The 24,229-nt window shown below is 59.7% G+C and carries 26 protein-coding genes and 1 pseudogene; 10 read left to right on the forward strand and 17 right to left on the reverse strand.

Annotated features, from left to right (window positions below):
* Positions 1-7: 7 nt before the first annotated feature.
* Both FB009_RS06935 and FB009_RS06940 read right to left on the reverse strand, forming a co-directional pair.
* On the reverse strand, positions 8-1,954 hold the full coding sequence (locus tag FB009_RS06935; protein ID WP_127580458.1) for a M10 family metallopeptidase: 1,947 nt from the start codon (positions 1,952-1,954) through the stop codon (positions 8-10).
* A gap of 705 nt (positions 1,955-2,659) precedes the next feature.
* On the reverse strand, positions 2,660-3,553 hold the full coding sequence (locus tag FB009_RS06940) for a DMT family transporter (protein ID WP_164829992.1): 894 nt from the start codon (positions 3,551-3,553) through the stop codon (positions 2,660-2,662).
* A 63-nt stretch (positions 3,554-3,616) separates the two neighbouring features.
* Here FB009_RS06940 and FB009_RS06945 point away from each other — a divergent pair, with 63 nt between their 5' ends.
* Positions 3,617-4,507, forward strand: a complete 891-nt coding sequence (locus FB009_RS06945; protein WP_101778043.1) for a LysR substrate-binding domain-containing protein — start codon at positions 3,617-3,619, stop codon at positions 4,505-4,507.
* A 90-nt stretch (positions 4,508-4,597) separates the two neighbouring features.
* Here FB009_RS06945 and FB009_RS06950 read toward each other — a convergent pair whose 3' ends face one another.
* Together FB009_RS06950 and wrbA are read right to left on the reverse strand one after the other, a co-directional pair.
* The gene (locus FB009_RS06950) at positions 4,598-5,827 is read right to left on the reverse strand and encodes an MFS transporter (RefSeq protein WP_127580462.1); all 1,230 of its coding nucleotides are present in this window, start codon (positions 5,825-5,827) and stop codon (positions 4,598-4,600) included.
* Positions 5,824-6,462 (reverse strand): NAD(P)H:quinone oxidoreductase, encoded by a 639-nt coding sequence (wrbA, locus tag FB009_RS06955; protein ID WP_101778045.1) that lies wholly within the window; start codon positions 6,460-6,462, stop codon positions 5,824-5,826. The genes FB009_RS06950 and wrbA overlap by 4 nt, the downstream gene beginning before the upstream one ends.
* A gap of 150 nt (positions 6,463-6,612) precedes the next feature.
* Between wrbA and FB009_RS06960 the strand changes: the two genes are divergently transcribed.
* Positions 6,613-7,533, forward strand: a complete 921-nt coding sequence (locus tag FB009_RS06960; protein ID WP_127574661.1) for a LysR family transcriptional regulator — start codon at positions 6,613-6,615, stop codon at positions 7,531-7,533.
* A gap of 92 nt (positions 7,534-7,625) precedes the next feature.
* On the opposite strand, the pseudogene FB009_RS33885 reads toward FB009_RS06960, so the two are convergent.
* From FB009_RS33885 to FB009_RS06980, 4 genes and pseudogenes are all read right to left on the reverse strand, one after another.
* Positions 7,626-7,746 (reverse strand): annotated as a pseudogene (locus FB009_RS33885) (LysR family transcriptional regulator); the annotation flags it as partial.
* A gap of 369 nt (positions 7,747-8,115) precedes the next feature.
* Positions 8,116-8,775 carry a glutathione S-transferase family protein gene (locus FB009_RS06970; RefSeq protein ID WP_011970177.1) on the reverse strand — a complete coding sequence of 220 codons (660 nt, stop codon included), beginning with the start codon at positions 8,773-8,775 and terminating at the stop codon, positions 8,116-8,118.
* Positions 8,772-9,251 (reverse strand): SRPBCC family protein, encoded by a 480-nt coding sequence (locus FB009_RS06975; RefSeq protein WP_018210355.1) that lies wholly within the window; start codon positions 9,249-9,251, stop codon positions 8,772-8,774. The genes FB009_RS06970 and FB009_RS06975 overlap by 4 nt, the downstream gene beginning before the upstream one ends.
* Positions 9,251-9,622 carry an ArsR/SmtB family transcription factor gene (locus FB009_RS06980; RefSeq protein ID WP_024311774.1) on the reverse strand — a complete coding sequence of 124 codons (372 nt, stop codon included), beginning with the start codon at positions 9,620-9,622 and terminating at the stop codon, positions 9,251-9,253. Before FB009_RS06980 ends, FB009_RS06975 begins: the two co-directional genes overlap by 1 nt.
* 227 nt (positions 9,623-9,849) lie before the next feature.
* Here FB009_RS06980 and FB009_RS06985 point away from each other — a divergent pair, with 227 nt between their 5' ends.
* Positions 9,850-10,803: an SDR family oxidoreductase gene (locus FB009_RS06985; protein ID WP_011970180.1), complete on the forward strand. Its 954-nt coding sequence runs from the start codon at positions 9,850-9,852 to the stop codon at positions 10,801-10,803.
* Between the two features lie 406 nt (positions 10,804-11,209).
* Here the strand turns inward: FB009_RS06985 and FB009_RS33645 are convergent, their stop codons facing one another.
* The 3 genes from FB009_RS33645 to FB009_RS07005 form a co-directional block, all read right to left on the reverse strand.
* On the reverse strand, positions 11,210-11,338 hold the full coding sequence (locus FB009_RS33645; protein WP_011970181.1) for a hypothetical protein: 129 nt from the start codon (positions 11,336-11,338) through the stop codon (positions 11,210-11,212).
* Positions 11,339-11,627: 289 nt separating this feature from the next.
* Positions 11,628-11,846 (reverse strand): hypothetical protein, encoded by a 219-nt coding sequence (locus FB009_RS07000; protein ID WP_011970183.1) that lies wholly within the window; start codon positions 11,844-11,846, stop codon positions 11,628-11,630.
* Between the two features lie 12 nt (positions 11,847-11,858).
* Positions 11,859-12,140, reverse strand: coding sequence for a hypothetical protein (locus FB009_RS07005; RefSeq protein ID WP_011970184.1), 282 nt, complete (start codon positions 12,138-12,140; stop codon positions 11,859-11,861).
* Between the two features lie 410 nt (positions 12,141-12,550).
* Between FB009_RS07005 and FB009_RS07010 the strand changes: the two genes are divergently transcribed.
* Positions 12,551-12,892 (forward strand): hypothetical protein, encoded by a 342-nt coding sequence (locus FB009_RS07010; RefSeq protein ID WP_024311776.1) that lies wholly within the window; start codon positions 12,551-12,553, stop codon positions 12,890-12,892.
* Between the two features lie 55 nt (positions 12,893-12,947).
* Positions 12,948-13,070: a hypothetical protein gene (locus tag FB009_RS33650; RefSeq protein ID WP_024311777.1), complete on the forward strand. Its 123-nt coding sequence runs from the start codon at positions 12,948-12,950 to the stop codon at positions 13,068-13,070.
* Between the two features lie 285 nt (positions 13,071-13,355).
* Here FB009_RS33650 and FB009_RS07020 read toward each other — a convergent pair whose 3' ends face one another.
* A complete protein-coding gene (locus FB009_RS07020; RefSeq protein ID WP_011970187.1) occupies positions 13,356-13,631 on the reverse strand; it encodes a DUF1488 family protein in 276 nt (91 codons plus the stop codon).
* Positions 13,632-13,997: 366 nt separating this feature from the next.
* On the opposite strand from FB009_RS07020, the gene FB009_RS07030 reads away from it, so the two are divergent.
* From FB009_RS07030 to FB009_RS07040, 3 genes are all read left to right on the forward strand, one after another.
* On the forward strand, positions 13,998-14,396 hold the full coding sequence (locus FB009_RS07030; RefSeq protein WP_145161494.1) for a hypothetical protein: 399 nt from the start codon (positions 13,998-14,000) through the stop codon (positions 14,394-14,396).
* 212 nt (positions 14,397-14,608) lie between these two features.
* A complete protein-coding gene (locus FB009_RS07035) occupies positions 14,609-14,926 on the forward strand; it encodes a hypothetical protein (protein WP_011970190.1) in 318 nt (105 codons plus the stop codon).
* A 111-nt stretch (positions 14,927-15,037) separates the two neighbouring features.
* The gene (locus tag FB009_RS07040; protein ID WP_153316323.1) at positions 15,038-15,316 is read left to right on the forward strand and encodes a DUF2934 domain-containing protein; all 279 of its coding nucleotides are present in this window, start codon (positions 15,038-15,040) and stop codon (positions 15,314-15,316) included.
* 58 nt (positions 15,317-15,374) lie between these two features.
* On the opposite strand, the gene FB009_RS07045 is transcribed toward FB009_RS07040, so the two are convergent.
* Positions 15,375-16,265, reverse strand: coding sequence for a helix-turn-helix domain-containing protein (locus FB009_RS07045; RefSeq protein ID WP_102045144.1), 891 nt, complete (start codon positions 16,263-16,265; stop codon positions 15,375-15,377).
* Between the two features lie 187 nt (positions 16,266-16,452).
* Here FB009_RS07045 and FB009_RS07050 point away from each other — a divergent pair, with 187 nt between their 5' ends.
* A complete protein-coding gene (locus FB009_RS07050; protein WP_101806959.1) occupies positions 16,453-18,456 on the forward strand; it encodes an aldo/keto reductase in 2,004 nt (667 codons plus the stop codon).
* A 184-nt stretch (positions 18,457-18,640) separates the two neighbouring features.
* A complete protein-coding gene (locus FB009_RS07055) occupies positions 18,641-18,949 on the forward strand; it encodes a hypothetical protein (protein ID WP_011970194.1) in 309 nt (102 codons plus the stop codon).
* Positions 18,950-19,056: 107 nt separating this feature from the next.
* Here the strand turns inward: FB009_RS07055 and FB009_RS07060 are convergent, their stop codons facing one another.
* From FB009_RS07060 to FB009_RS07085, 4 genes are all read right to left on the reverse strand, one after another.
* Positions 19,057-20,172 (reverse strand): pyridoxal-phosphate-dependent aminotransferase family protein, encoded by a 1,116-nt coding sequence (locus tag FB009_RS07060; protein WP_011970195.1) that lies wholly within the window; start codon positions 20,170-20,172, stop codon positions 19,057-19,059.
* Positions 20,173-20,523: 351 nt separating this feature from the next.
* Entirely contained in the window at positions 20,524-20,970 is a 447-nt protein-coding gene (locus FB009_RS07070; protein ID WP_162303445.1) for a c-type cytochrome, read from the reverse strand.
* A gap of 39 nt (positions 20,971-21,009) precedes the next feature.
* A complete protein-coding gene (locus tag FB009_RS07075) occupies positions 21,010-21,378 on the reverse strand; it encodes a hypothetical protein (RefSeq protein ID WP_011970197.1) in 369 nt (122 codons plus the stop codon).
* Positions 21,379-21,529: 151 nt separating this feature from the next.
* Positions 21,530-24,187, reverse strand: coding sequence for an ATP-binding protein (locus FB009_RS07085; RefSeq protein ID WP_101778051.1), 2,658 nt, complete (start codon positions 24,185-24,187; stop codon positions 21,530-21,532).
* Positions 24,188-24,229 lie beyond the last annotated feature (42 nt).

Raw genomic sequence — 24,229 nt, forward strand, 5'->3', positions numbered from 1 at the left:
CAGCTCGTCAGACGAAGAAGTCGCTCGCGGAAAGCGCCGACAGATTCATGACCTTGATCTGAAAATCTGCAAGGCCATCGCCATTGACATCACCCGAGACTATCCCACTCCTGAAGTTAAGTTCACCTGATTTTCCGTGGAGCCCGTTGCCGCCGATAAAAAGAAACGCCTGATCCCCGCTGAGGTTGCTGTTGGCATCGATCGATCGCAAATCGATCCGATCAATGCCTCGCGCAAAATCATCGATGACGTCCATCGCAGCCGGTCGCGATTGCGTCGCTGTCTGAAATACGAACACGTCCGAGCCGCCACCGCCAATCAGCCGGTCGGCGCCTTCCCCGCCGATGAGGGTGTCGTTGCCACCGCGTCCGTTGAGCAAATCGTTACCGGCAAGCCCGTTCAGAAGATTTGCGATATTGTCTCCGCGCAAACTGTCGTTGAAAGCTGAACCATAGAGCCGCTCGACGGACAGATAGGTGTCACCGGCCGCTTCCCCGGTGTTCGAGACAGGGGAATAGAGATCAGCGACTAGCCCCAAGGCGGCATTGTAGTAATTCGCCAGATCGACGCCATTGCCGCCGTCGAGCCGGTCGGCGCCGGCACCGCCGACAAGACTGTCGTTTCCGTCGCCGCCGATGAGAGTGTCGTTGCCGGCACGCCCGTGAAGCACGTCATTACCCGCTAGCCCGTTCAGAAGGTTTGCGAACCTATCTCCGCCAAGAGTATCGCCGAAGGCGGAACCGTAAAGCCGCTCGACGGACACATAGGTGTCTCCCGCCGCTTCCCCTCTGTTGGAACCGGGAGAATAAATGTCGGCAACGACGCCAGCCGCGGCGTTGTAGTAGTTCGCCAGATCGTTGCCGTTGCCACCCTCGAGCCGGTCCGCGCCCGCACCGCCAACAAGGTTGTCGTTTCCGTTGGCGCCGATCAGCCTGTCATTGCCGTCGTTACCCCAAAGAACATTTGCAGCAGCGTTTCCGGTGATAACGTCATTGCCCGCGCCACCCTTTGCATTCTCGATAAGAGAGCGCGCATCACTCTGATATTGCAGGGCGTTGGCGATATTGCCGATCGCCACTTTCGAATCGTCGTAGCGCAGCTTCGCCAACTGGACCGCCGAGGTGGTCGTCCATTCGCCCGGACGGAGATCGACCTTCAGTGCAGTTGTGTAGTTGGAGAAGTCGTATGTGTCGGTTCCGCCGCCATCCCAGACCGTAAGCAGGATCTTGTTGCCGCCGGGTGCGTTCTGGCCCACGCCATTGATGAACATCTCGCCCGACGTCGGGCTCCATCGGTAAGTCGTGTTCCCGCTCTGGGTGGTGAAATCCGCGCCGTAAATATGCTGCAAGGCAGCGATATCATACATCATCAGCGATTGCGCATATCCCCAGGTCTCGTTGATATAGCCGGTCGTGGTCGAGGCTCCGACATAGGAGCGATAACTCATGACCGTGTATTCCATCGAGTCGCGGTTCGCAGGCATGACGTTGCCCTCATGGGCGTGTTCCAGCCCAAGCGCGTGGCCGATCTCGTGGAGGAATGTCAGATAGGCGTAGTTTCCTTTCATCGGGCGGCTGTAATAGCCGGACGAGCTGTTGAACCACGCGTCCCCGCCTTCTGCAGCAGTCGACGGAAAATACGCCCATGCGGTGCTCGGAGCGTCGGACGAGGCAAGGCGGACATCGGCGTGCTTGGTCGCGCTCTCTGCAATCTCGGTGAATGATACTTTGGCAACGGAGGAGAACTGATCGAAGGCAGCTCGCGCGGTAGTCTGCTGTGCGGCGTTCAGCGCGGCAAAACCTTTTTGCGGTTCGCCATTGCCATAACCGGAGCCGTAGAATGAAGCGCTGGTTGGGAAGCTGAAGGTGAAGTCCTTGACCGCCCATTTCCAGTCGCCAAGGAGCCCGTCGATATAGGCATTACCAGTCGGGGCATAGGTCGTCGTCGAAGGCATCGTCACTCCTGGCCGTCGCATTCAAGGATGGGTCAGCACCCGATTTGTTGCCGATAGGATTGAAGTTGCGCGGCGCCGCCAGATCCGGCACCACAGGTAGTGCCAGCTCTATTGAGATTCCGCATGCGGTGTGGCGCTGATATAGACTGCATCGATCTTCCAGATCCATTCGGCCTGGTGGCCGATCTCTCCTCCGGACGGGGTTATCCTGTCGGCCTAAGCCAATCGTGCAGCCGCAACATCGTCGATGTAGCTCGGCTGCCTTCCCTCTGAAGAACTCAATTCTTATGGTGCATAACCTCGTCCGTCTGAGCACGGGTATTTCAGATATTTCTTGATGACAGGTTACGGAAACGCACCCCATAAACTTGCCCCGCCTGGAGTGAGGCCGGGTGTGTCGAACAGGCACAGCAAACGACCTCGGACTCCTTCAGCGGCCGCAGCGGGAACATTCTGCTTCAGTGAGCGTAGGACGCCCTCTGAAGCATGCGCTCCGCGAGCAGCATCGCCGTCATCCGCGGAGGGCGAGACAGCCGGGCACCTGACGTGGCGGACCTTCAGCATAGGTTTCGATTGAATGTCCGGAGAATGGGGAAGGCTCCACCTGCGCCGATGCGGTCTCGGTCAGAGGTGATGCGTGCGCGCAGCAGTTCAAGACGAGGCCGTTGGCCTTCCACCCGTTGGATAACGGCCGGTGGATCTCGATCAGGAGCGACGCCCCCAGCTGTTCACAATGACCACTCCGGCCAGAGCCAGTGCGCCGCCCAAAACGGTATTTGGCTGCGGAATTTCACCGAGCAGGAGCCATGCCAGTCCAACGGAGAACGGTGGGACCAAGTAGAGAAATTGTCCTGCCCGCGCGGCACCAAAACTATTGAGGGCGTAGGTCCAGCAACTTTGGCCGATGATGCCCGGACCAATCGCCAGGAACATGACCATCAGCCAGGTGTCCGGGCGCGCGCGCATCACCTGGGAGATGCCGGCCGATAGCCAGGGCGTGAGGGCGAGAGCGCCCGCAACGATGACGAGCGCCGTCACGTCGAGCGGCTCGGCTCTGGCGAAGAGAGGGCGCTGGAGGATGGAATAGGCCGCTGCACAGGCTGCGGCGAGCATGATCAACGTCGATCCCGTCCCGAACGACAGGCCTCCGGGCTGACCCGAGGCGATCAGGGCCACTCCGGAAAAGCCGAGAACGGTACCAATCCAGCTCCAGCGACTGAAACGCTCTTTCAGAAAGAGCACCGCGAGCAGCACCATGAAAAGCGGTTGTGTGTTGACGATGAAGCCTGCAGCGCCCGCGGAGACGGTTGCCTGCCCTAAATTGAGGAGCACGTTATAAGTGGCAATGCCGAGGAGGCCGCTGATCGCCAGAACGAAGAAATCCCCGGGGAGAAAGCATCGCGGACGCCGCCAGGCAATCCACGCAATCGCGAAGACCGCTGCCAAGGCGAAGCGGATTGCTGCCAGAGGCAAGGGTTCCACTTCGCGCAATGCATAGCCGATCGCCGCAAAGGAGAAAGACCACGTGATGACTGTTCCCGCAACCGCAAGTGCCGGCAAGAAGGTCGTCATGGGGATGTCAGCTGCTTTTTTGTTCATGCGAGCTGTGTGCCACACAAACATTTGTTGACATAGAACCCCCATCGACATTCAGATGTGCTCATGACGCACAACGTTGAACTTCCACCAGTCGAGGCGCTTCAGGCCGTCCTGTCGGCTTACCGCCTCGGATCGTTCTCGGCTGCCGCGGCTGCGCTTGGCATCACCCATGGCGCAGTCAGCCGACGTGTCGCGGCGACGGAACGGTGGGCCGGTTTCCGTCTTTTCGGCCGGCACGGGCGAGGCGTGCGAGCGACACTCGACGGCGAGCGCTTCGCCGCACGCATAGAACTCGCAATGGCGATGCTGCACGACAGTCGAGGCACGGGTCGTTCCGATCATGGGCTCGATACCGTGCGTGTCGGCGTCGTGCAGTCCTTTGCGCGTCTTTGGTTGACACCGAGACTGGCAGCCCTCGAAGGCACGCCGCCCGATCTCAGGATCGAGATGGAGATCGACAACGCACATATGGCACTTTCGGATGCGCGCATTGCCATTCGGCTGGGCCGTGGCGGCTGGCCGAATGTCGTCTCGGAGCCTCTGTTCGACGAAGGTTTGCAGCCTTTTGCCTGCCAAAAGATTGCTGTTGAACTGGGGCCTGATCCGGCTGCCAGGGATCTGCTGCGTTATCCCCTGATCCACGATGCGTCCGAGGCTGGTTGGCGTCGCTGGCTCACCGCGCAGGATTTGGTGTACCACCCCAAAGGCAGCGATCGTACCTTCGGCGGCCACGATCTGGCTTTGATCGCTGCGGCTTCGGGCATGGGCATTGCTTTGGCGCGCAAGCCCTATGGGAGCGAGCAGCACGAACGGCTGGGGCTTGTTTCCGTTCATCCGGCTGTGGTGGATAATGTAGAACGGTTTCACATCGTTACGCGATCAGGTGCGCGGCACGGGGCAATCGAGAGACTGATCCAACGTCTCCAAAGCCAGGCTCGTCAGTCACAAGCCTAGAGCGGGGATAACGAAAAGCGTGCGCGGCTTTCCGCCCGAATCCGGCTCTGCTTCTTTGGAGTTTTCACGGTGATCTCGTTTGGCCCATTTTCACCAAAGCGCACCCTCGCCCTCTTTGTGGATGGCATGGTCGGTCAATTGCCTCCTGTTGAAGGGGAGCACGAGCAGCGCTGCCATCAAGGCCATAGCGACGATAGCGACGGAGACGAGGGGCCAGCCGAATGCGCCGGAAATGCCACCAGCGGCGGCAGGGCCGATGATGAGGCCGAGGTTATTGCCTTGCACGGCGAAGCCGATGGTCACGCCAACGAGTTCGGGGCGCGGGGCTTGACGAGGTGCGCTATCAAAAATGACGACGGGGATCAGCCCGCCGGCGAACGAGAAGACGACACAGAGCGCGTAGCAAGCGATAGCCCACAGGGCCTGGCTGAAGATGCCAATCCCGCAAATGGCCATGATGCCGAAGCTGAAGTGCAGCAGGCGCCCCGGCAGGAAGCCGCGGGCGAGCAACTGTCCGCACACGAGGTTGCCGACGCCGCTCGCCGCTATCGCCAGCGCGCTTAACATGCTCGCCGCGTCGTTGCTGATTCCGATGCGTTGAGAAAGCAGGGATGGCAGAAGGCCGAACACAGCAAAGAAGATCGCCGAGAATGCCGCGAACAGACCTCCCAGCACCCAGGGTCCGGGCGAAACAAGCGCCTCGCCGATGTCCTGACGGACGTTGCGGTACAGTCGCGGCTGGCTGGATGGCGGGTGCAGGCCCCACCTGAGAAGCATCGCGTAGCTGAGGAGGATCGAGGCATTCAGGAACCAGAAGCCGCGCCAGGTGACGATGCTCAGCAGCGGTGCGGCGAGCATGATCACGGTTAACCCCACCGGCATGAAGCTGGCCCACAGTGACATCGCCCGATCGCGGATCTGGATCGGGGCTAATCCGGCAATCAGGGCAGGGCCGGCAACAACAAGGCACAGAAAACCGAGGCCTTCGATTACCCTTGTAGCGAGAAGGGTGGTAAAGCCCGAGGCCAGCCCTCCCAAAAATGATCCCGCCGCCTGAAGAAGCAGGCCAAGGGTGGCCATCGTTCCGGCCCCGACGCGGTCGGCCGCCAGCCCGATCGGAGCGCCGGTCAGAGCGCCGAGGATGGCGAAAGCTGAGATAAGCCACGACGCCGCGGCAAGACTGAGCGCCAGATCCTCTTGTATTGCGGCAAGTGCTACCGGCGCCTTACCGACTTGAAAGGCAGACACTACGCCCGCGCCCACCACGAGCAAAATCCGGGGCCATGCCGACCCGCCCGATGCGAATTTGGAGACAATCAACGGGCCAGCTCCGGCTGAAGATGTTTTCGGCCGAGTGCCATTGCAGCTGCGACCTCGGCGACGTGCCTGCCCTGAAACCGTGCACCGTCCAGTTCATTGGCGCTGGGGCTGCGGTCGCCGTGGTTTTCGTCCTCCGCCAGAGTCGAGGCGCCATAAGGCGAACCGCCGGTGATCTCGTCCATACGCATCTGGCCTTTGAAGCTGTATGGCAAACCTACAATCACCATGCCGAGGTGCAGCATGACGACGTGAGTGGAGAGGATGGTCGACTCCTGTCCGCCGTGTTGACTGCCCGTCGAGGTGAAGACACTGCCAATCTTGCCGACCAGTTTGTTTTCGGCCCACAGGCCGCCGGTCTGATCAAGAAAATTCTTCATCTGGCTCGCCATATTGCCGAACCGGGTGGGCGTGCCGATGACGATTGCATCGTAGTCGGCAAGCTCGGCGACGGTTGCAATGGGCGCTTCCTGGCCGAGCCGGTACCCCGAACTCCCAGCGACCGCCTCCGGCACGAGTTCCGGCACGCGCTTGAGCGCCACGGTGGCGCCTGCCTGCCTGGCGCCTTCTGCGACGGCTTTCGCCATCGTCTCGATGTGACCGTACGAGGAATAGTAGAGCACAAGTATTTCGGTCATCTCTTCGTCCTGCCTTGTTGAGCGGGTGACCGGATAGCAACAAGGTTGCCGCCGTGCCGGTCAGCATCAGTTTCTTCTGTCAGCCGATAGATGACATGCGCGAGTGATCATTGTAATTGTCATTGACCGAGTCGATCTATGGAATAGATCATGTTGGATGCCCTTACGCTCGATCAGATGCGCATCTTCGTCGCCATCGCGGAAGCTGGGAGCTTCCGCGCGGCCGCTTCGCGCCTCTCCCGAGTTCAATCTGCGGTCAGCCATGCGGTTGCCAATCTGGAGGCGGAGCTCGGGGTGAGCCTCTTCGACCGCTCCGGGCACCGGCCGGTCCTAACGCCGGCGGGCCGGTCTTTACTAAGCGACGCGCGCGCCATCCTTCTCAAGACAGACACAATGCGGGCGCGGGCTCGCGGGCTTGGGGAGGGAGTCGAACTCGGGCTTACGATTGCGCTCGATCCGCAATTTCCGCCGGTTCTCGCCTGTGCTGCACTGAAGGAGATGCACCGGGCCTATCCTTCCGTCGCCATTAGGGTACTCACGGCATCGCTCGGAGTAGCTGTTCATGCATTACGGGAGCGTCGCTGCGCATTGGCCATCAGTGGAATCGATCTTCCCGATCCGCATATAGAGCGGCGGGCGCTCGCCCTTGTTCAACGCGCCGCAGTCGTCGCCGCCAGTCACCCCCTCGGTATCCTTGCCGCAGCGGGAGGTCCGGTCACAGCGACGGATTTGGCGGATCATGTGCAGGTCGTTGCGGAGGATCCATCTCCTCTTACGCAAGGTCGTGATTTCAACGTTCTGTCTCCTGGAACATGGCGGGTAGGTGACAACGTGACCAAGCATGCGCTCATCCTCGCCGGAATCGGCTGGGGAAACCTGCCGCTCTGGCTGGTGGAGCGCGATCTGGCAGAAGGCCGGGTGGTACGGGTTCCGGCCGCGGAATTCGGTCCGAAAGGCGAAACAATGGCGAACGCCTACCTGATGCACAGGAGCGACGAGCATCTCGGCCCCGCTGCACGTGCGTTTTGCGACGCTTTGCTGCGCATGGCCGGCCACCGAACGGCACCGTGAATGCCAACCTTCAAAGCTTTGCCGGCTAAAAGTGTGGCGAACGAGATTGTTGAAGCGAACATCTCATCGCTATTCCAATCGCCGGGACATAGTCATTCCGCGACTATATCGATCTTCGTCGTTGCGAAGCGTTTCCGCAACCGGGTCGCCGCCGGTCCTGTGGGCGTTTTTGTGCCAGACCAGCTCCAGCGCCACCGGGTGCGCGCCATCGTCCCGCTTTAGAATCTGCAGAATGCCCATGATTCGCGAACCACCAGACTTCGGCTGCCACGCGAAGCCGGTGCCTCTTCATACCTTCTGTACGCACCGCGAACATGACCTGTTGGTGCCGTTGAGATGTTCCCAGTCGCCCACTGAATTTGCGAGCGGATGGCTCTTGCCGCAGACCAGCTTCAACGGCACCCAGCCGATCGCATGGAAGTCCAACTTCGCGGGCAGATCCTCTTGCCGCCACATGATGGCGATATCTGATTTTCTGTCGAGGATATGGAACAGCGGGCACGCCGTTCTCAAAAGTGAACGCAAGAGGCAGATGCGTTCCGGGAATGCCAGACCTTCCAGCGTGATCCGCGATCGGACGAGCTAGTCTCTGTCGGGTGCTCCCAACGGAAAAAAGCGACGATAAGGACGCGCCTCGTCGACGACCCGTGCAACCGAAGGTCGGGTCAGAAGCCGCTGTCTGTATGCAGCGAGAACGGGAAAACGCTCCGCCATTGGATGGACCCAGTCGCCATAGAAAAGCGCCGGGGCAGCAGCGCAGTCGGCAATCGTGAACCGGCCACAAGCAGCCCATTGCTTCCCCTGCAGGCGTAGCTCCAGCCAGGCGTAGCTGCGATCCATCAGCGCATGCGCATCGGTAACGCCGCGCGGATCCCGCTCCTCTTTACTGCGCAAGGCATCCCCGACAATCCGTTGCATCTGCACATGGACGTAATCGTCGAACACGTCCGCCATCATTCGTGCCTCCAGCGCTTGGCGTGGGTCGTCCGGTATCATCGGCATCCCGTGTCCGTGAAACAGGTCGAGATATTCAATCACGGCGTTGCTCTGCGTGATCTCCTTATCCCCGTCGATCAGCGCGGGAAATTGCCCAGTGGGAGAGAGTGCAGCGATGCGCACCTGATTTTCCGGATGATCGGGATCGATCATCTTGAATGTAAAAGGAATACCGCGCTCGTAGAGCGCAATCAGCGGCTTCCAGACGAATGAGGCAAACGGATGCCCGTAGAGCTCCAGGGTCATTGTTTTGCTCCGCAGGATCTGAGGTTCGCTTCGATCATGTCGAATTGGATTTCCGTACCATGGTGGCGGTCGGAAGTGCCGTCCTTCCCGTTCAGGAAAACGATTTGCTCGGTATAGGAGACGCCGGTTCCGCCCGCTTCCGATTCGAGTTGCAGACTCGACAAGGTGACCGAATGGAAGCGTCCGGAGTGATGCAGGTCGTAGGTATAGACGAGCCGCCGGGCCGGTTCGATCGCATGGTAGCGGGCCTCGAAAAGCGTCACCGTGCCGCTTTCGTGGAAGCGCCCTTCCAAGACCTCTTGCCCGCCCACGCGGAAGTCCATCGACCGGCGAAGCAATGTCCACCGCTCTGGCGGTCCGGTGAACCACTGGGCCTTGAGCTGCGGATCGGACCATGCGTCGAACACCCGGTGGGGCGGGGCCGCCCAAATGCGCTTCAGTGTGAACGTGCCGTGGAAAAGCTGCGCTTCCGTCATCAATTATCTCCCTTTGTCGCCGCATGCGGCAACCCAGCGTCTACTGGACCGCCGTTTTCGAGCAGTATTCCTAGTCGGTCGAACCTGCTCTCCCAGAGGTGGCGGCGCTCGCTTAGCCAATGCTCGATGCGCTGCACGGTGTCGTGGGATATGCGGCACTCGCGAGTGCGGCCGCGTTTTTCCGTCACTATGAGCCCGCTCGCCTCGAGGACTTGCACGTGCTGAAGGATTGCTGCGAACGAAGATTCGTAAGGCTTAGCGAGTTCGCTTACCGAAGCAGGCCCTCGTGAAAGGCGATCGAGAATCCCCCGACGCGTCGCATCCGAGAGCGCATGAAAAGCCATGTCCAATTGTTTAGAATACTCAATCATACGCTTAAGTGATGCCATGCGCCCGAAAAAGTCAAGCAACTGCTTAAGTTTCCGCGCGGAATGGGATAGCTGTGGACTGGCTTTTCGCCAGAGACTTGGCGTCGTGAGTCCCGCGAGGTGCGCGGACAATCCTAGCGCCCGGAACCTGCGAGCATAGAATTGAGCCGACCGCCGGCAAACCTTTTGGCTCGGCCGACGTTTTAACTCCTCAATCGAAGGAGGTTCCTATGAAATCCGAAACAGGTCAGAAGCAGCGCGAAATCCAGAAGCAGGTCGACGAGGCTGACAAGCGGGAGAAGCCGAAGACCTCGGGAGCCATGCAGGCAGGCGCTCGCCGCTACCCAGAACCGCCGTTTCCAAAGGTGCATCAGGACAAGCCAGGCTCCGAGGCTGATCTTCCTGTCGCGCCAATGTATGATGCCCCGTTTTACAAGGGCTCAGACAAGCTAAAGGACAAGGTAGCACTTATCACAGGCGGTGACTCCGGCATCGGGCGGTCGGTTGCGGTCCTCTTTGCTCGCGAAGGGGCGGACGTCGCAATTGTTCATCTCGACGAAGCTCAGGACGCAGAAGACACAAAAGCTGCTGTTGAGAAGGAAGGACGCAAGTGCCTGGTGATCAGAGGCGACGTAAAGGATGCGAGCTTCTGCCGGAAGGCAGTGGAAAAGACCGTTATGCAACTTGGCCGTCTCGACATCCTCGTCAACAATGCCGCCTTCCAGGTGCACACGCAGGATATCCAGGACCTGACCGACGAGCACTTCGACGAGACGCTGAAGACGAACCTCTATGGTTACTTCTACATGGCAAAGGCGGCTATTCCTCATTTGAAGAACGGCTCGGCAATCATAAACACTGGATCAGTCACCGGCCTTACCGGTTCGAAGGAGCTTCTCGACTACTCCATGACCAAGGGGGGCATTCACGCCTTCACCCGCGCCCTTTCGGGACATCTCGTTCCTAAAGGTATCCGCGTGAACGCCGTCGCCCCGGGCCCCGTCTGGACGCCTCTCAATCCGTCAGACAAAGCGGCTGAAGATGTGGAGAAGTTCGGGTCCCAAACCCCGATGAAGCGTGCTGCACAGCCAGAGGAAATTGCGCCGGCCTACGTCTTTCTCGCCTCCCCGCAGATGTCGAGCTATATCACCGGCGAGATCCTCCCGATCGTCGGCGGTTACTGATCTCTTCCTGTGGTTCAAGTCTCTCATGGCGGGAACGCAAGCTTCGCGGCTTATTTTGGCAAGGTCCTGCGCTGGCTTTACGGCCCGGCCTTGTTGGTCGACATGATGTGGCACGCGATCCATGGCATGCGCCACGCCATGCCAGTGAATGGTGGTTCTGCTCCCAAGGCTTCTCGACTGGGGCCGCGCAGCCGGTCTCCCTGGCGGAGACGAATGCCCGGACGGGAACAGTTCCATTATAGTGTCACGCCATCGTTCCGGCCAACGGCTAGAGCGACGGGCTGCCTAAAGAAGGCGGCCCGTCTTTTCGTCGCGCTTGGACGTATGCTTTGGCTACGACGCGCGAGCCGAACAAACATTCCACTCCACTTGAGCGGACAGAATTGTTCTAGACAGAGAAGGCTCTCTAACCAGGCGCTTGGCGAGTGGCGGCGGTTGTAGGTGTCGTCTCACCTGCCCATTCGGCGAGCACGATGGCGGAGCTGAGCAGGACGACTGGCAGGGCAAGCGCGGCGAGAAACTTAATAACACTCAATCCGACGCTCCTTGCAAGGTATTGAGAACCCGCAGTGCCCGTGCAGCGTTTTTGGCGTTTAGCCCTTCCATTGTCCAAGAGCCTATTCTTACTTTGTCTCCCGTAAAGACGTGGTGGATCGTATAGGTACCGTCTCCTTCGAAACGGCGGCCATATTGATAGAGTTGACCAGAGCTGTCAGGCGCCCCGCCTTCAGACTCCCATACGCTGAGGGCGAGCGCGTGCTCCTCGTGTTTGCTCTTCAACTTTCGACCCTCCTCGGGCTTGCTCGTACTGCGAGCGGCTATCGTCAGCGAGGGGACGGCATGCCACATTCAATAGGCTCCAGATTGTCTTCCCCGCTGACGCGTTCCTGGCCGAGTTCGTCATTGCGAATGCGATACTGGGGCCAGCTGGATGTCAACGGCAGTTTGGCTGTGATGCGATAGGTCTCTGCCGCTTCGGGCGCGATATAGGTTCTGTTTTTGAGGCGCACGGACAGACCGATTGGGAAACGATGGTCACGCATGGATCATTGCCTTCAAAGTTGAGACGGCGCTTCGGCGTTGCGCCGATCGAGTGCTATGAGACCTTCAAGCTCCTCTGGATCGATCGGCATCAGGCGCATGCGGTGCTTGTTCGCGCTTGTTGCCGGGAGCGTGATGAAGGTTGCTACGCGACGATACGCCGACCAGGAGAGACCTTCGATCAATTCCTCGTCTTCATCGACGACATAGTCGCCGGCAGTGACCATCTCAGACAGTCCCGATATCCAGAATGGTTTATCAAAATGGACCGTTCGGTGTTTTGTTCGGGCATACATGACCTTCGTCCTTTTCAAAAATAAAAAAATTGGCCGCTCGGCGCGGGTACTTCCAGAGCGGTGAGTTTGCCGTGCTGAGTTTCTTCCAGTGCAACAGAAAATCCTGACGACCACAGAGAAACAATCAATACACCGGCATTGAGGCTTTACTAAGTTTAATACGAGCCGTAAGTTGCGAAGATTGAACAAAAAATCGGGATTATGCAGAATTGTGTCCGCCGACGAGACTTAATTTTTCTATATCTTGCCCTAGAGATCATCGGAGAATATTTCGAGAGCGTCAAAATAATCATACATTTACATTTATATCTTTAGGGAGCAATATGTAACATCTGGATTGCAACTGGCTCCTGGTAAGAGCACGGGCCCGCATCGATCCCGATAATCAACCGATTAGAGGGAATAAAATCATGACATTGGAACAGATTCTTGAAAGATCAAAACCCTATGGTATCGGCCTTGTGGTGGGGCTCTTTGCTGCTCCCATCATCGGGTTCAACGCTGGATGGATCACAACCACGACGGCCAGCGCGCAGGCTTCGGAGACAGCCCGAGTGGATGCTCTCACGGGCATCTGCTCAAGTGCCGCAGGGCGAATGGCAACTGCCAGCAGCACAGACCTGGCCGCGCTCAAAGGCTATGACAATCGTGCGAAACGCGACGAGCTCGTTGCAGTGATTATGGCCGATATCCAGGTCCCTGCAGACATCCTCGACAAGATCAGCACCAGCTGTAGCCGCTCACTATCTTGAAGCCCGGCGAATGCCGGGCTTGGGCATCTCAATAGACTACAAACAGGAGGTCGCTATGAGAAACCTCATTCCGGCTCGCTTCTATACCTACGATTTCACGCGTTTGGTCGCGATGATCGCCTTTACTGTAGCGATTGCCGTAATCGTCTACTCGGTCCTGTTCGGACGCATCCTATAGCCGTCCGATCACTCGTGCGGCAACCATTCCCGGACGGATGTTCGAACCACTAGACGAGACTTGTGCGTTATCCCGACATAGCTCTTCAGGCGGGGATCCGCTTATTGTGGGAAGAGTTGGTCGGGAGTTTATTCATGACACAGCCTCAGGCGGCTTCGCCATTCTGACAGGCTGATGGGCGCTTTCATATGGGAATCGTTTCAGGGGGGCGAGTATCGGCTGCGCGGTCTGGCCGACAGACGGATCACCATGTTTTGGGTCGTTCCGACCAAAAAACAGCGTGATCTAACGGAAATGCGCGGCGGTTAGCGTATAGGAATCGCGACGGCCACCCGAATAGGCCTTCCGTGCGACATCATAGACGGACTGGCGCAACGCGTCGAAGGCAGAAAGAAGCTTCGATTCAGAGATTTTCGATCTGCCCAATTCGGCATCGGCAATCACGAGCGCCTCAGCCTCGACGAAGAACCGCACCTCGAACATGCCCTCATGGCCAAGGAAACGGACGGCGTTTCTTTTTTCATCGAAGCTGCGGCTCGAATTCGGAAACAAGAGCGTCATCTCAGCGTGCCTCTGTTTCGCACGACGCTGAAGGCGTGGGTGCAGATAGGCTACCCGGCCAGTCCAGCGCTCCGTATGCGATGTTATGGTCGAAACGAAGCAACTCTTTACGCCCGCTGCGCAAGACCTCGCATCGTAATCGTGGTGAATGGCAGGTCCTTCGAGGCGGCGAAGCGATACCCCAGCCAGATCAACGAGTTTATCTATGTGCCTCAATTGGGCTTTAAACAAGGCGTCGGTCCTTCCGGACGTCGAATCCACGTAATTGTTCAATCTGTGTGAAGATCGCCAAGGCGGAGACGGCGATATTACTCGCGAGGATCCAGGAACATCGAGACGCATGCAGCGTTTTGTTCCAAAGACTTCATGCACTGGGAGGTGATCATGCGAAAGCGCTCCCGCAAACTGTCGCCGGAGATGCGCGCGGCGATCAGCGCGTTTCTAAGCGCCTGTCAGAAGGAAGCCCGGCCATTTGCGACCGCTGAAGCCCTTGGCGCGGTGCGGCGCGTCTTTCCTGACCTGGATATCTCGGATACCGAACTCATGGACGCCATCAGCAGCGAAGCAACTTCAGCGGGTTTCGAGGTAGACACCCCAGAACCGATGTCCGCGGCGCGGATGAAGGATGCGCTTGAAAAATGGGACAATGAAGGCGGCGCAATTAAAAACCGGGCGCCCGTCGAAGCTCATGGGATCCGCGCCAATGACAAAGACGGCAAAGGGCGGCGGGCAAAGGCGATAAAGGATCGAAATGAGCTTCTCTAGCACGGCACATTGAGCGGCTCAGACGTTCAATGTCGGCGGCGGCCAACTTTTTACCTCAGGCACTTTGATCCGCTGGTCCATAGACGTCTTTACGGATGAGCGTAGGTGGTTGCTATTTGCATGACCACGGCGCAGTGTGCTGGCCTTCGGCAGCAAAAGTTACGGGCGCTCCTGTTGAGGGCTAGCCCTGGCCCCAAGGAAAGGAGGATGTAATGTCTTCCATCGAATACAAGATCTCACCTTCCGATTTTGAAATGATCCGGTCCGTCTTGGATGATGCCGGCTATGATGTCAGCGTCCTTGTCGAGGACCAGAGCTTGTTCAACACGGCGGCGTTGCTCGTGACCAAGCTGTTCCTATCAGGTGTAGACTCCCGGTCGGCACTAGCAGCCAAGCTGGAGTGTCAATTGGGCAGAGCCGGCAAGCACAGACAATCATGCGGGCTGTCGCTGTCGCGCTACGCGATTCAAGGTCTTCCGATCGAATTGCAATTTCCGCATGCATACAAGTCATCCACGGTGGCTAATTGAACTTTTGGTGTGCCAACGAGTATTTGCTGAGCTTGCTCTTCCAACCAAGTTCATCGGCAATCTCCAGAAGTATTCGAGGAAGTGCAAAGGTTGCATAAGGGAGTGCACTCGATGGCAAATGGCAACGAACAGATTAGAGAAGACCGGATCCGCGAGCGCGCCTACGAAATCTGGGAGCGAGAGGGTCGCAAATATGGTGACCACGAGCGCCATTGGGAGGAGGCGGAAAAGGAACTGAGAAAGAAAGAATCCGGTGTAGATCCCTCCGCGAACCCATCTGAGCCGGGCGATACCAGTGGAAACACCAATCGCAGCACAAGTGAATGCGTCTCCCTATCCGGCGACAGCGCAGTAGCGAAGCAAAACTCCTCCGATTCAAGCGCAGCTTAGCCGACGCCAGTGAGCGAAATTTGGCTATGCGCAAGCGGGAACGATCCTGTGCAGTCGCTCACCGCGCCGTGGCGCGAATGTCTCGGCGGAAGTCCGACGGCGGCATGCCGGCAATCTGCCGGAAAGCCTTGTTGAAGGCGCTCACCGATCCGAAGCCGCTATCCATGGCAACCTGTAGAATGCTCTCCTTGCCATTCATCAGCATGGCTTGCGCCCGCGAGAGGCGCAGCAGGGTCAGGTATCCGATCAGCGTCATGCCCGTCGACTTGCGGAAAAGGTTCATCGCGTATTTGGGATGCAAGCCGGCTGCGGCGGCTATGTCGCCCGCGTCGATCTCGTCGAGGAAATTGGCGGCAATGAAATCGCACATGCGCACGACGCCGGGCGAGGGCGAAGCCGAGGCGCTCCCGGTTCTCAATTCCTTACCGGACGACACGATCGTGTAGGGCTCCATGAACATTCGTTCGAGGCGCAGCAGCAGTTCTTCAACAGCATGTTGAGCTTTCACCTCGTCTCCGGAGTGAGCCCAATTCCGCCAGCGCGGAAAATTCTGGTCGTCGGCAGCATCCGTCTCGGACGTCAGCATCGTAGCTCCGCCCATGAGCATTGCCGAGATTGCCAGGGGCAGCCGCATGCGGAAGAAGTGGACGAGCGGCAGATGGCCGCCTGCATAAATGGAATCGTCTGAGGACTCGTCCATCCTGTGCGGCTGGCCGCCCCAGAAGAGGCACATCTGTCCTGCGTGAAGCCGGAAATCATGGTCGGCCATACGGTAATGCATAGAGCCGCGCATCACGTAGTTGACTTCGACTTGTGCATGCCAATGTGGGCCCAGCATGATCGCCGGATGGGCGTGGAAGAAGTGCAGACGTGTCGGCGTTCCCTCTATGCTGCTCGGACTGGGCCTGTAGATCGCCCGCTCGACAATCTTACTTTCCGACAACTTCACATTCCCTTTGTACGAGACAGATTTTCGCCCGGCGATAGTCTGCCCATGTTCGCTTAAGGACCACAATCTGAAAAGCGAGGTGCCGAAGACCGATCCTAAGTGTCCAAACAAATTTTCCGCGGTCGAGGACGCGTCCGGTCTTTCTGTCCGCGTGACCCACCCCAGGACTGCCCGAAGAGGATGCAGCATGAGCTCAGTACAACAGATCCGTTGGGGTATCATCGGCCCCGGCACCATCGCGCGGACCTTTGCCGAAGGGATCGCCCATTCGGCAACAGGGCGCCTCGTCGCCGTCGCGACGCGCAACACGGATAAGCCCGGGCTTGGCGATGCATTTCCGGGGGTGCGGATCGTAAAGGGTTACGACAGGCTTCTCGCAGATCCGGAGGTCGATGCCATTTACGTGGCCACGCCACATCCGAGCCATGCGGAATGGGCGATCAAGGCGACACGCGCCGGAAAGCACGTGCTGGTCGAAAAACCGATGGCGCTTTCGGCTTATGATGCGAGATCGATCTTTCACGAGGCGCAGAAGGCCGGCGTTTTCGCCGGAGAAGCCTATATGTACAGGTTCCACCCGCAGACCGGTCGTCTGGTCGACCTGGTGCGGGAGGGGACAATCGGCGAGGTGCGGATCATCCGCTCGAGTTTCGGCTTCAACATGGGCGCTTATCGCCCGGAGCATCGCCTGTTTGCCAATGATCTCGCTGGCGGCGGCATTCTCGATGTCGGCGGCTATCCGGTCTCGATGGTGTGCATGCTCGCGGGCGCTGCCGGGAAGAAGCCATTCCTCGAGCCGGTGAAAGTCTCTGGCGCTGCCCGTCTGGGACCGTCCGGCGTCGACGAATGGGCATCGGCTGTTCTCAAGTTTCCGAACGACATCGTCGCCGAGGTGTCCTGCTCGATCTTGGCAGAGCAGGACAACGTGCTGCACATCATCGGTTCGGAAGGCCGCATCGAGGTGAAGGACTTCTGGTTTGCCTCCGGCAGGCGGGGCGGGGTGGGCCGCATTGAAATCATCAGGGGTGATCGCCGGCAGGCAATCGAGATCGAGGAAAAGCGCCATCTCTACGCATTCGAGGTCGATGCGGTGGGCGAGGCGATCCGCGCCGGCCGCACCGAGTTCGCCTTCCCCGGCATGAATGCGGAAGAAACGTTCGCCAATCTGCGGGTTCTCGACCGCTGGCGCGCATCGGTCGGCCTCGAATACGAAATCGAGACGGCCGCCAGACGGACGGTCAATATCGCCGGCGAGAAGGTCGTCGCCGGGGACGGCGTGCCCAGACGGTACATTCCCGGGCTCGTCAAACGAGCCTCCACGGTCGCGCTCGGCTTCGAATTCTTCCCGAGTTTCGCAGCCGCCTCGCTGACACTCGATGCCTTCTACGAGGCCGGCGGGAATCTGTTCGACACCGCATTCGTCTACGGTGCGGGCAAGACCGAAAAGATTTTCGGCGACTGGCACACCAGCCGAGAGGTCAGACGGGACGATATCGTCCTCATAGGCAAGGGCGCCCATTCGCCGCTCTGCTATCCGGATGTGATTGCGAAACAATTGGATCAGTCGCTGGAGCGGCTGAAGACAGATTATGTCGACGTCTACTTCATGCACCGCGACAATGCGGATGTTCCCGTCGGCGAATTCGTCGACGCGATGGATGACGAGGTCCGGCGCGGACGTATCCGCGGTATTTTCGGCGGATCCAATTGGACGCGGGAGCGCATGGACGAGGCGATCGCCTATGCCGAGAGAAACGGCAAGACGTCGCCAGCCGCTCTTTCAAACAACTTCTCGCTGGCGCAGATGCTCGATCCGATCTGGCCCGGTTGCGTTGCGGCATCGGACGACAGCTGGAAAGACTGGATGACGACGCGCCAGATTCCGAACTTCGCCTGGTCGAGCCAGGGGAGACGCTTTTTCACGGAGCGGGCAGGGCGGGACAGGCATGAGGATGAGGAACTCGTCCGCGTCTGGTATTCCGATCTGAACTTCAGGCGCCGGGACCGCGCAATCGAACTCGCCAAAAAGCGCGGCTGCAGCCCGATCCACATCGCGCTCGCCTATGTCATCGCACAACCCTTCCCTGTCATACCGCTCATCGGACCGCGGACGGTGGCGGAACTGGAAGACAGCCTCTCGGCCATTCATATCGCTCTTAGTCAGGATGAGGTGCGTTGGCTGGACGGCTGAGCGCCTGGTCGCCGTGGGGAAGCAGGCCCATGCGACGCAAGCCATTTCACAAACGCGCCTGCACAGCCGCCGGCCGCTTCGGCGCGACATCAGCCGTTTCATACCGCCGGACTCCGTGTCGCGAAACCAGCGGGCGGCAGAGGCGTTCTCCTCCCGTACACACCAACGATCAGGAGAAAGCCAAATGGCGGACGACAGCACCACTACCATCCGAGCCACCTTCAGAACCCGAGAAGCAGCCGATCTTGCGGTCGAACACCTGGTTCAACAGCACGGTATCTCAAGGCCCGACATCTTCATTCAGTCGGCGACGGACCGCAACACGGCCGGCTCGGAGCCCTCCGGCGGCGACGCCTCTCATGAACAGGGCGCTCGTCGTGATGCACCGCTTGAAGGCGAGATCGAGGTCTCGGCGGATATCGCATCCGGCCGGATTGACGCCGTTCAGCGCAGTTTGGGCGATGCCGGCGCGATCCGTGTGTCTAGCCGCTAGGTCACCACGCGTACAGGTCGAGTCGACCTAGAACCATCGTGATCGCAGCAGTCTGCAGAGCCGCCAAAAAATGTCGGCTTCTGCGGCCGGGCATCCGTCGTCATTCCCTAAGGCAAAATCGCCGCGATCGCGTCGGCCAGCCGCTCCACATTCTCCATCCGGCACGTCTCACCCATCAGCCCGATGCGCCAGATGCGGCCCGCGAGCGGCCCAAGTCCTCCACCGATCTCGATCCCGAATTCGTCAAGCAGGCGTCTGCGAGCGGGCGCATCTTCCACACCCTCCGGGACCCACACCGTGTTCAGCTGCGGCAGCCGGTGGGCTTTGTCGACGACGAAAGCGACGCCGAGCCCCTGCAAGCGATCGGCCAACTGCTCATGAGCGGCGCGGTGGCGCGCCCAAGACGTTTCCAGCCCTTCCTCGAGCAGGCGCGAGAGGCTTTCGTGCAGGCCATAAAGGGCATTTACCGGAGCCGTATGGTGATAAGATCGAGCACCCTCACCCTCCCAGTAGCCGAGCATCAGCCCAAGATCGAGGAACCAGCTCTGGATTGGCGACGTGCGCGCCATCACCGCTGCGACTGCGCGATCGGAAAAGGTAATAGGCGCGAGACCGGGCGGTGCCGACAGACATTTCTGCGTGGCGGCATAGACAGCATCGGCATGCCAATCGTCGACCAGTACCGGAATTCCGCCGAGACCGGTCACTGTATCCACGACCGACAGCATCCCCGCCTCGCGCGCCAGAGCGCAGAGCGCGGCCGCATCCGATCGCACCCCGGTCGAGGTCTCCGCGTGCACGAAAGCGAGGAGTTTGGCCTGCGGCGCCTCCAGCATCGATGCACGGACGGCTTCGGGATCGACAGGCTTGCCCCATTCGGCGCAAACCAGCTGCACCGTCGCGCCGGCTCGTCGGGCGATCTCGGCCATGCGTCCGCCGAACACGCCGTTTTGGGCGATAATCGCGGTGTCCCCGGGCTCGAGCAGCGTCACCAGTGCCATCTCCATGGCAAGAGAAGCGGGGGCGGAAAGGGGAAAGGTTACGCGGTTGTTCGTTCGAAAAGCGGCGCGCAGTTGGCCCTTGATGAGGTCCATCAGCCTGACGAACCCGGGATCGAGATGGCCGATCGTCGGGCGTGCCTGGGCCGCGAGGACTTCCGGCGAGACATTGGACGGACCGGGACCCATCAGCAGACGGGGCGGCGGCGAAAAGGGATAGTTCATCCGGGCGATCTCCTGCCGGCCGGTTCCCCGGCCTCGTTGCTATCGGAGAAAGATGGCGGCAGGAGTGAGGATAAGTAAAGTTTAGTTTGCTTAGGATTGCGCTAAAAAAAAATTACTCAACGTCGGCAGGCGTCGCGTCGAAAACCAACGTCTTAAGAAGCGTGGCGGTCGCAGTGACATGAGGCGGAGCCTGCGCTTCGCGTCTGGGTTATTCGTCAGGCAATAGAAGGAGACCTTGAATGGCAGACGGCAAGACGAAGACCGCAGCAGATCGCCGGCTGATCTCGGGCACGCAACGGTACGAGGTTAATTTGCGCGGAAAGGCAGGGCGGATCAACGGTCGACGCGGCTCTACGGCTTCAATCGTTCAGGCCGTCCACGGCCGAGAGCGCCGTCGGCGCGGGCCTGCAGATAAGCGTAGATGTCGTCGATGTAGGGAGCGAAATTGGGATCGCCAGCGAACCCTTTCATGACAGAGTTCCCGCCGCTGCTCTGGCCCCTGAGAACGACACGCCTGAATGTGTCGATGTTGATCGGTCGGGCGACGAGCGAGGACGCGAAGGCCGAGCCGACTCCATCGGGGCCGTGGCAATGATTGCAGCCGGCATGATAGCGCCGGTAACCATTATAGGTCCGAGCATCGGCCTTGCCGTCGGCGACCCTGTAGAACTTGTGGGCGGATCCAAACTCCTGCGAACTCTCGGAGCCGGCAGCGGAGCCATAAGCGATTACGGCGAATAGAATGAAGTGCTGCAATGCGCGCATCTCGCTGCCTCGAAGCGCTGGCGCAGCCGACATATCTGCACCGCTGGAGGATTCCCGGTGTCGAAGGGATCGTTACTCCTCGGCTATGGCGCTGGTCGCAACGGCGTCGATCAAAGGAACGAAGGGCTCTTGAACGAGAAGAACCGTGCCATTGCGTATGATCTCGAAGTCGACGGACGGCTCGCCCGCGGCTTGAGGCACTGAGATGGTCAGCCGCTCCCCCGCGACGAGCGTGGACACGAAGCGAATCGGCTGCGCTTCTGCTCCAGATGCCAATGTCGCAACCACCCTGTAGCCATCCTTCTCGACCGAGTAATATATGGTGCCATTGAAGTGACCAAGGTGAATGCTGTGACCGTTGCCCGGCGCCAGTTCTGACGCCGAAGCACCACCTGACATGGCGAGCAAGGTCGTTGCAAATACGGTAGAACGTCTAGTCATCGCTATCCCTCCTCAGCAAGCCATCGACTGCCTGAGCAGTCATGTTTGCGAGCTCAGGATATGGGCGAAGTTATTCCGGCGCATCGGTGCCGCCGCCCAGTTTTCCGGGGCTGTACCCCTAAACTTCGGCGACTGGCTTAACTTTCGGTAGCTATGTGCTATCGGTCGCCAGGAGCCATGGCTCGCCGCGTAAGCGCAGGAGGACCTCCATACGGCTGGCGGCGCTGAATTTGCTGAGCACGGCGGAAACCTGATGTTCGATTGTGCGCGGAGAGCGCGACAATAGCTGGGCGGCTTCCTTGTTGCTCATGCCCGCCGCGATCAGGGCGAGCACCTGTTGTTCGTGTCGCGTCAAACCGAGAGGGTGACGTCGGGCGGCCCCATACGGCCCCCTCCGGGCTTTCGGCAACTGACCCGCAACTCCCAAGCGCTGCGCCTGCGTTCGGGCCAGCGCCGCAGCGGGACGCGCCTCCAACGACTCGAATATTGTGACTGCACGAGCTAGTGCCGGCCCGGCATCGACTCCGCGAACCTGCATCAGGGCAAGCGCCGCGTCATAGGGAAGGCCGAGCCGATCCCATTCCTTTGCCGCCGCCAACGGATGGCCGTGAAGTTCAGCGGCATGCGGTAGAGGTATCTGCGCGTTCGGGATCGGCAACGGCATGGCCATTCCGCATCGCCGCCACCAGACCGCCAGTTCCCCGAAGTCCCAAGCTCGGAAACAATTGAGATCGATTGCAGCAAGAGCGGTTAACTGTTCCTGGCAAGCACCATAATCCTCGTGAAGCCAGGCCGCTTCGGTCAAAGCGCTTCGAACTGGCACGATACGTTGGAGTTCGCCTGTCGCCAATCCCTCTTGGAGGGCGTTATGAAGAAGCGCCATACCGCCGGGCTCACCCAGTCGCATGTGCACTCTTCCGAGTACCGTTAGCGCCGGCAGGTGCATGACCATAGGCAGGCGCTCCAGGTTCATGACACCTTGCGCGATGGTCTCAGCTTCGCGAAAGCGGCCCTGCTCCATCCGAAGTTCAGCCTGCCGGCCAAGCAGGTAATGCGCCGCCGTGTCGAGATCGTGCCTGGTGGCGAAGGCGATACCTTCCGCCAGCAGGCGCTCAGCCAGCCCGAACTCCTTGGACACTACCGCGCACTCCGCGAAGTTGGTATACGCTCGGACCGCATGGTCGTGGAAACCATGCGCGAGCGCCAACGCTAGGGTTTCTTCCAGCCGCTCGCGGCCCCCTGGGCGGCCGGCAAAAAGGAGCGCGGTGCCGACATTGTTCAAAGCGTGAATGCGCGTTTCGATCTCTCCGAGTTGGTCGGCCAGTGCGAGTGCACGCAAGCCCCATTCGATCGCTTCGTCGAAGCGATAGTGAAGCATACGAAGTTGGGAGCGTGTGCTGTAGGCCATTGCCAGTTCCGGCCCGGGCGGCAGTTTTTCCATTTCACACACCGCCTGGGCTGCGCAGTCCTCTGCCGCCTCGCCCTCGCCGCGGCGCCAGTGCAGCCGCGAAAGCCTGCACAGATTAGGGCCGATCTTTTCGGTGCGTCCGAGTTCTCGCCAAATCGCGATAACGCGATGGTGCGCCTCGATCACCGGTTCGTAGACGAGTAGTGCCAGTCCTGCCTCATAGGCCCAATCTTCATAAAGCTGTGCGGCCTGTTCCGGTGCGGCTTGCGCAACGTATCTGAGGGCCGTGGCTAGATGTGAGGCCGCCTCCCGGTGAGCGCCCAGGCGCGCCGCATGTGCTGCGGCTTGCGGCGCGAGTTCGAGAACGCGTTCGCCATCGCCGGCCCCAGCGGCGTGGTGTACTCGGCGCGCAAGCAGTGCAGGCGCTTGTGTGGTTACGTGTTGCGACATCGCCGCCTCGACTTTTGAATGCAGCGACTTCTGAAGGCTTGGAGGCAATCGATCGACCGTCGCCTGTCGCGCAAGTTCATGTCGAAACATAACGGCGCCCTGATCGTCTCGCCGCAATAATCCGCGCGTCAGGCATTGGTCCAGAAGTATGTCGGCCTCGACTCCAAGCAGAGCCCGAACCAGCCACGGTTCTACGCCGCCCGGAACAATGCTGATCACCTCAAGCGCTTTCCGTTCGCCTGCTGTCAGCCGAGACAGGCGCGCCCAGACCGCATCGCGTACGGAGTGAGGTATGCGCCCTGGCCCGGTCTTGCTTGCCAGAAGTTCGGTGACGAAGAAGGGATTGCCCGCGGTGACTTGATAGAGATCGTCGGCGCAACGTCCCGCCTGCTCAGTCAATGCGGCCACTGCTTCGGGAGAGAGCGGCTGAAGCGTTAGGCGGCTAACCGACGCGGACGGAAGGTCGCCCAACACACGCGTGAGGGGATGATCGGCGCCGATTTCATCGCTTCGAAAACTGAGTACCAGCACTGTCGGAAGCAAGGAGATGCGGCGACCGAGGTATTTTATAAGGTCGAGCGTCGCATTGTCAGCCCATTGCACATCCTCGAAGATGAGTATGACTGGATCACTCGCGTGCTGGAGCGCATTCAACACTGCCGGAAAGAGTCGCTCCGGCGAAGCCGCCTGATTGAGTAGTGCTGCCACACGCGCATCAAGCAGTTGCCCCATATCTTGCAAAGGTCCGAGGGGACACGGCGTGATAAGCGCCTCGCACCAACCCCATAATACTCGGCAGCCGTGGTCCGAATGCTCCGCGAACTCGCGAAGAAGGGTGGTCTTGCCGATCCCGGCTTCGCCTTCCACCACCACTGTGCTGCCGTGACCGAGCGCAGCACTCCGCGCTGAGGCCAGCAAAGCCTTGAGTGGACCCTCTCGATCGAGCAGCATGGCGCACCCCCTTGGGGAGTATAACAAATGAGGTCAGTTTTG

This window comes from Sinorhizobium medicae (assembly GCF_007827695.1).
Lineage (GTDB): Bacteria > Pseudomonadota > Alphaproteobacteria > Rhizobiales > Rhizobiaceae > Sinorhizobium > Sinorhizobium medicae.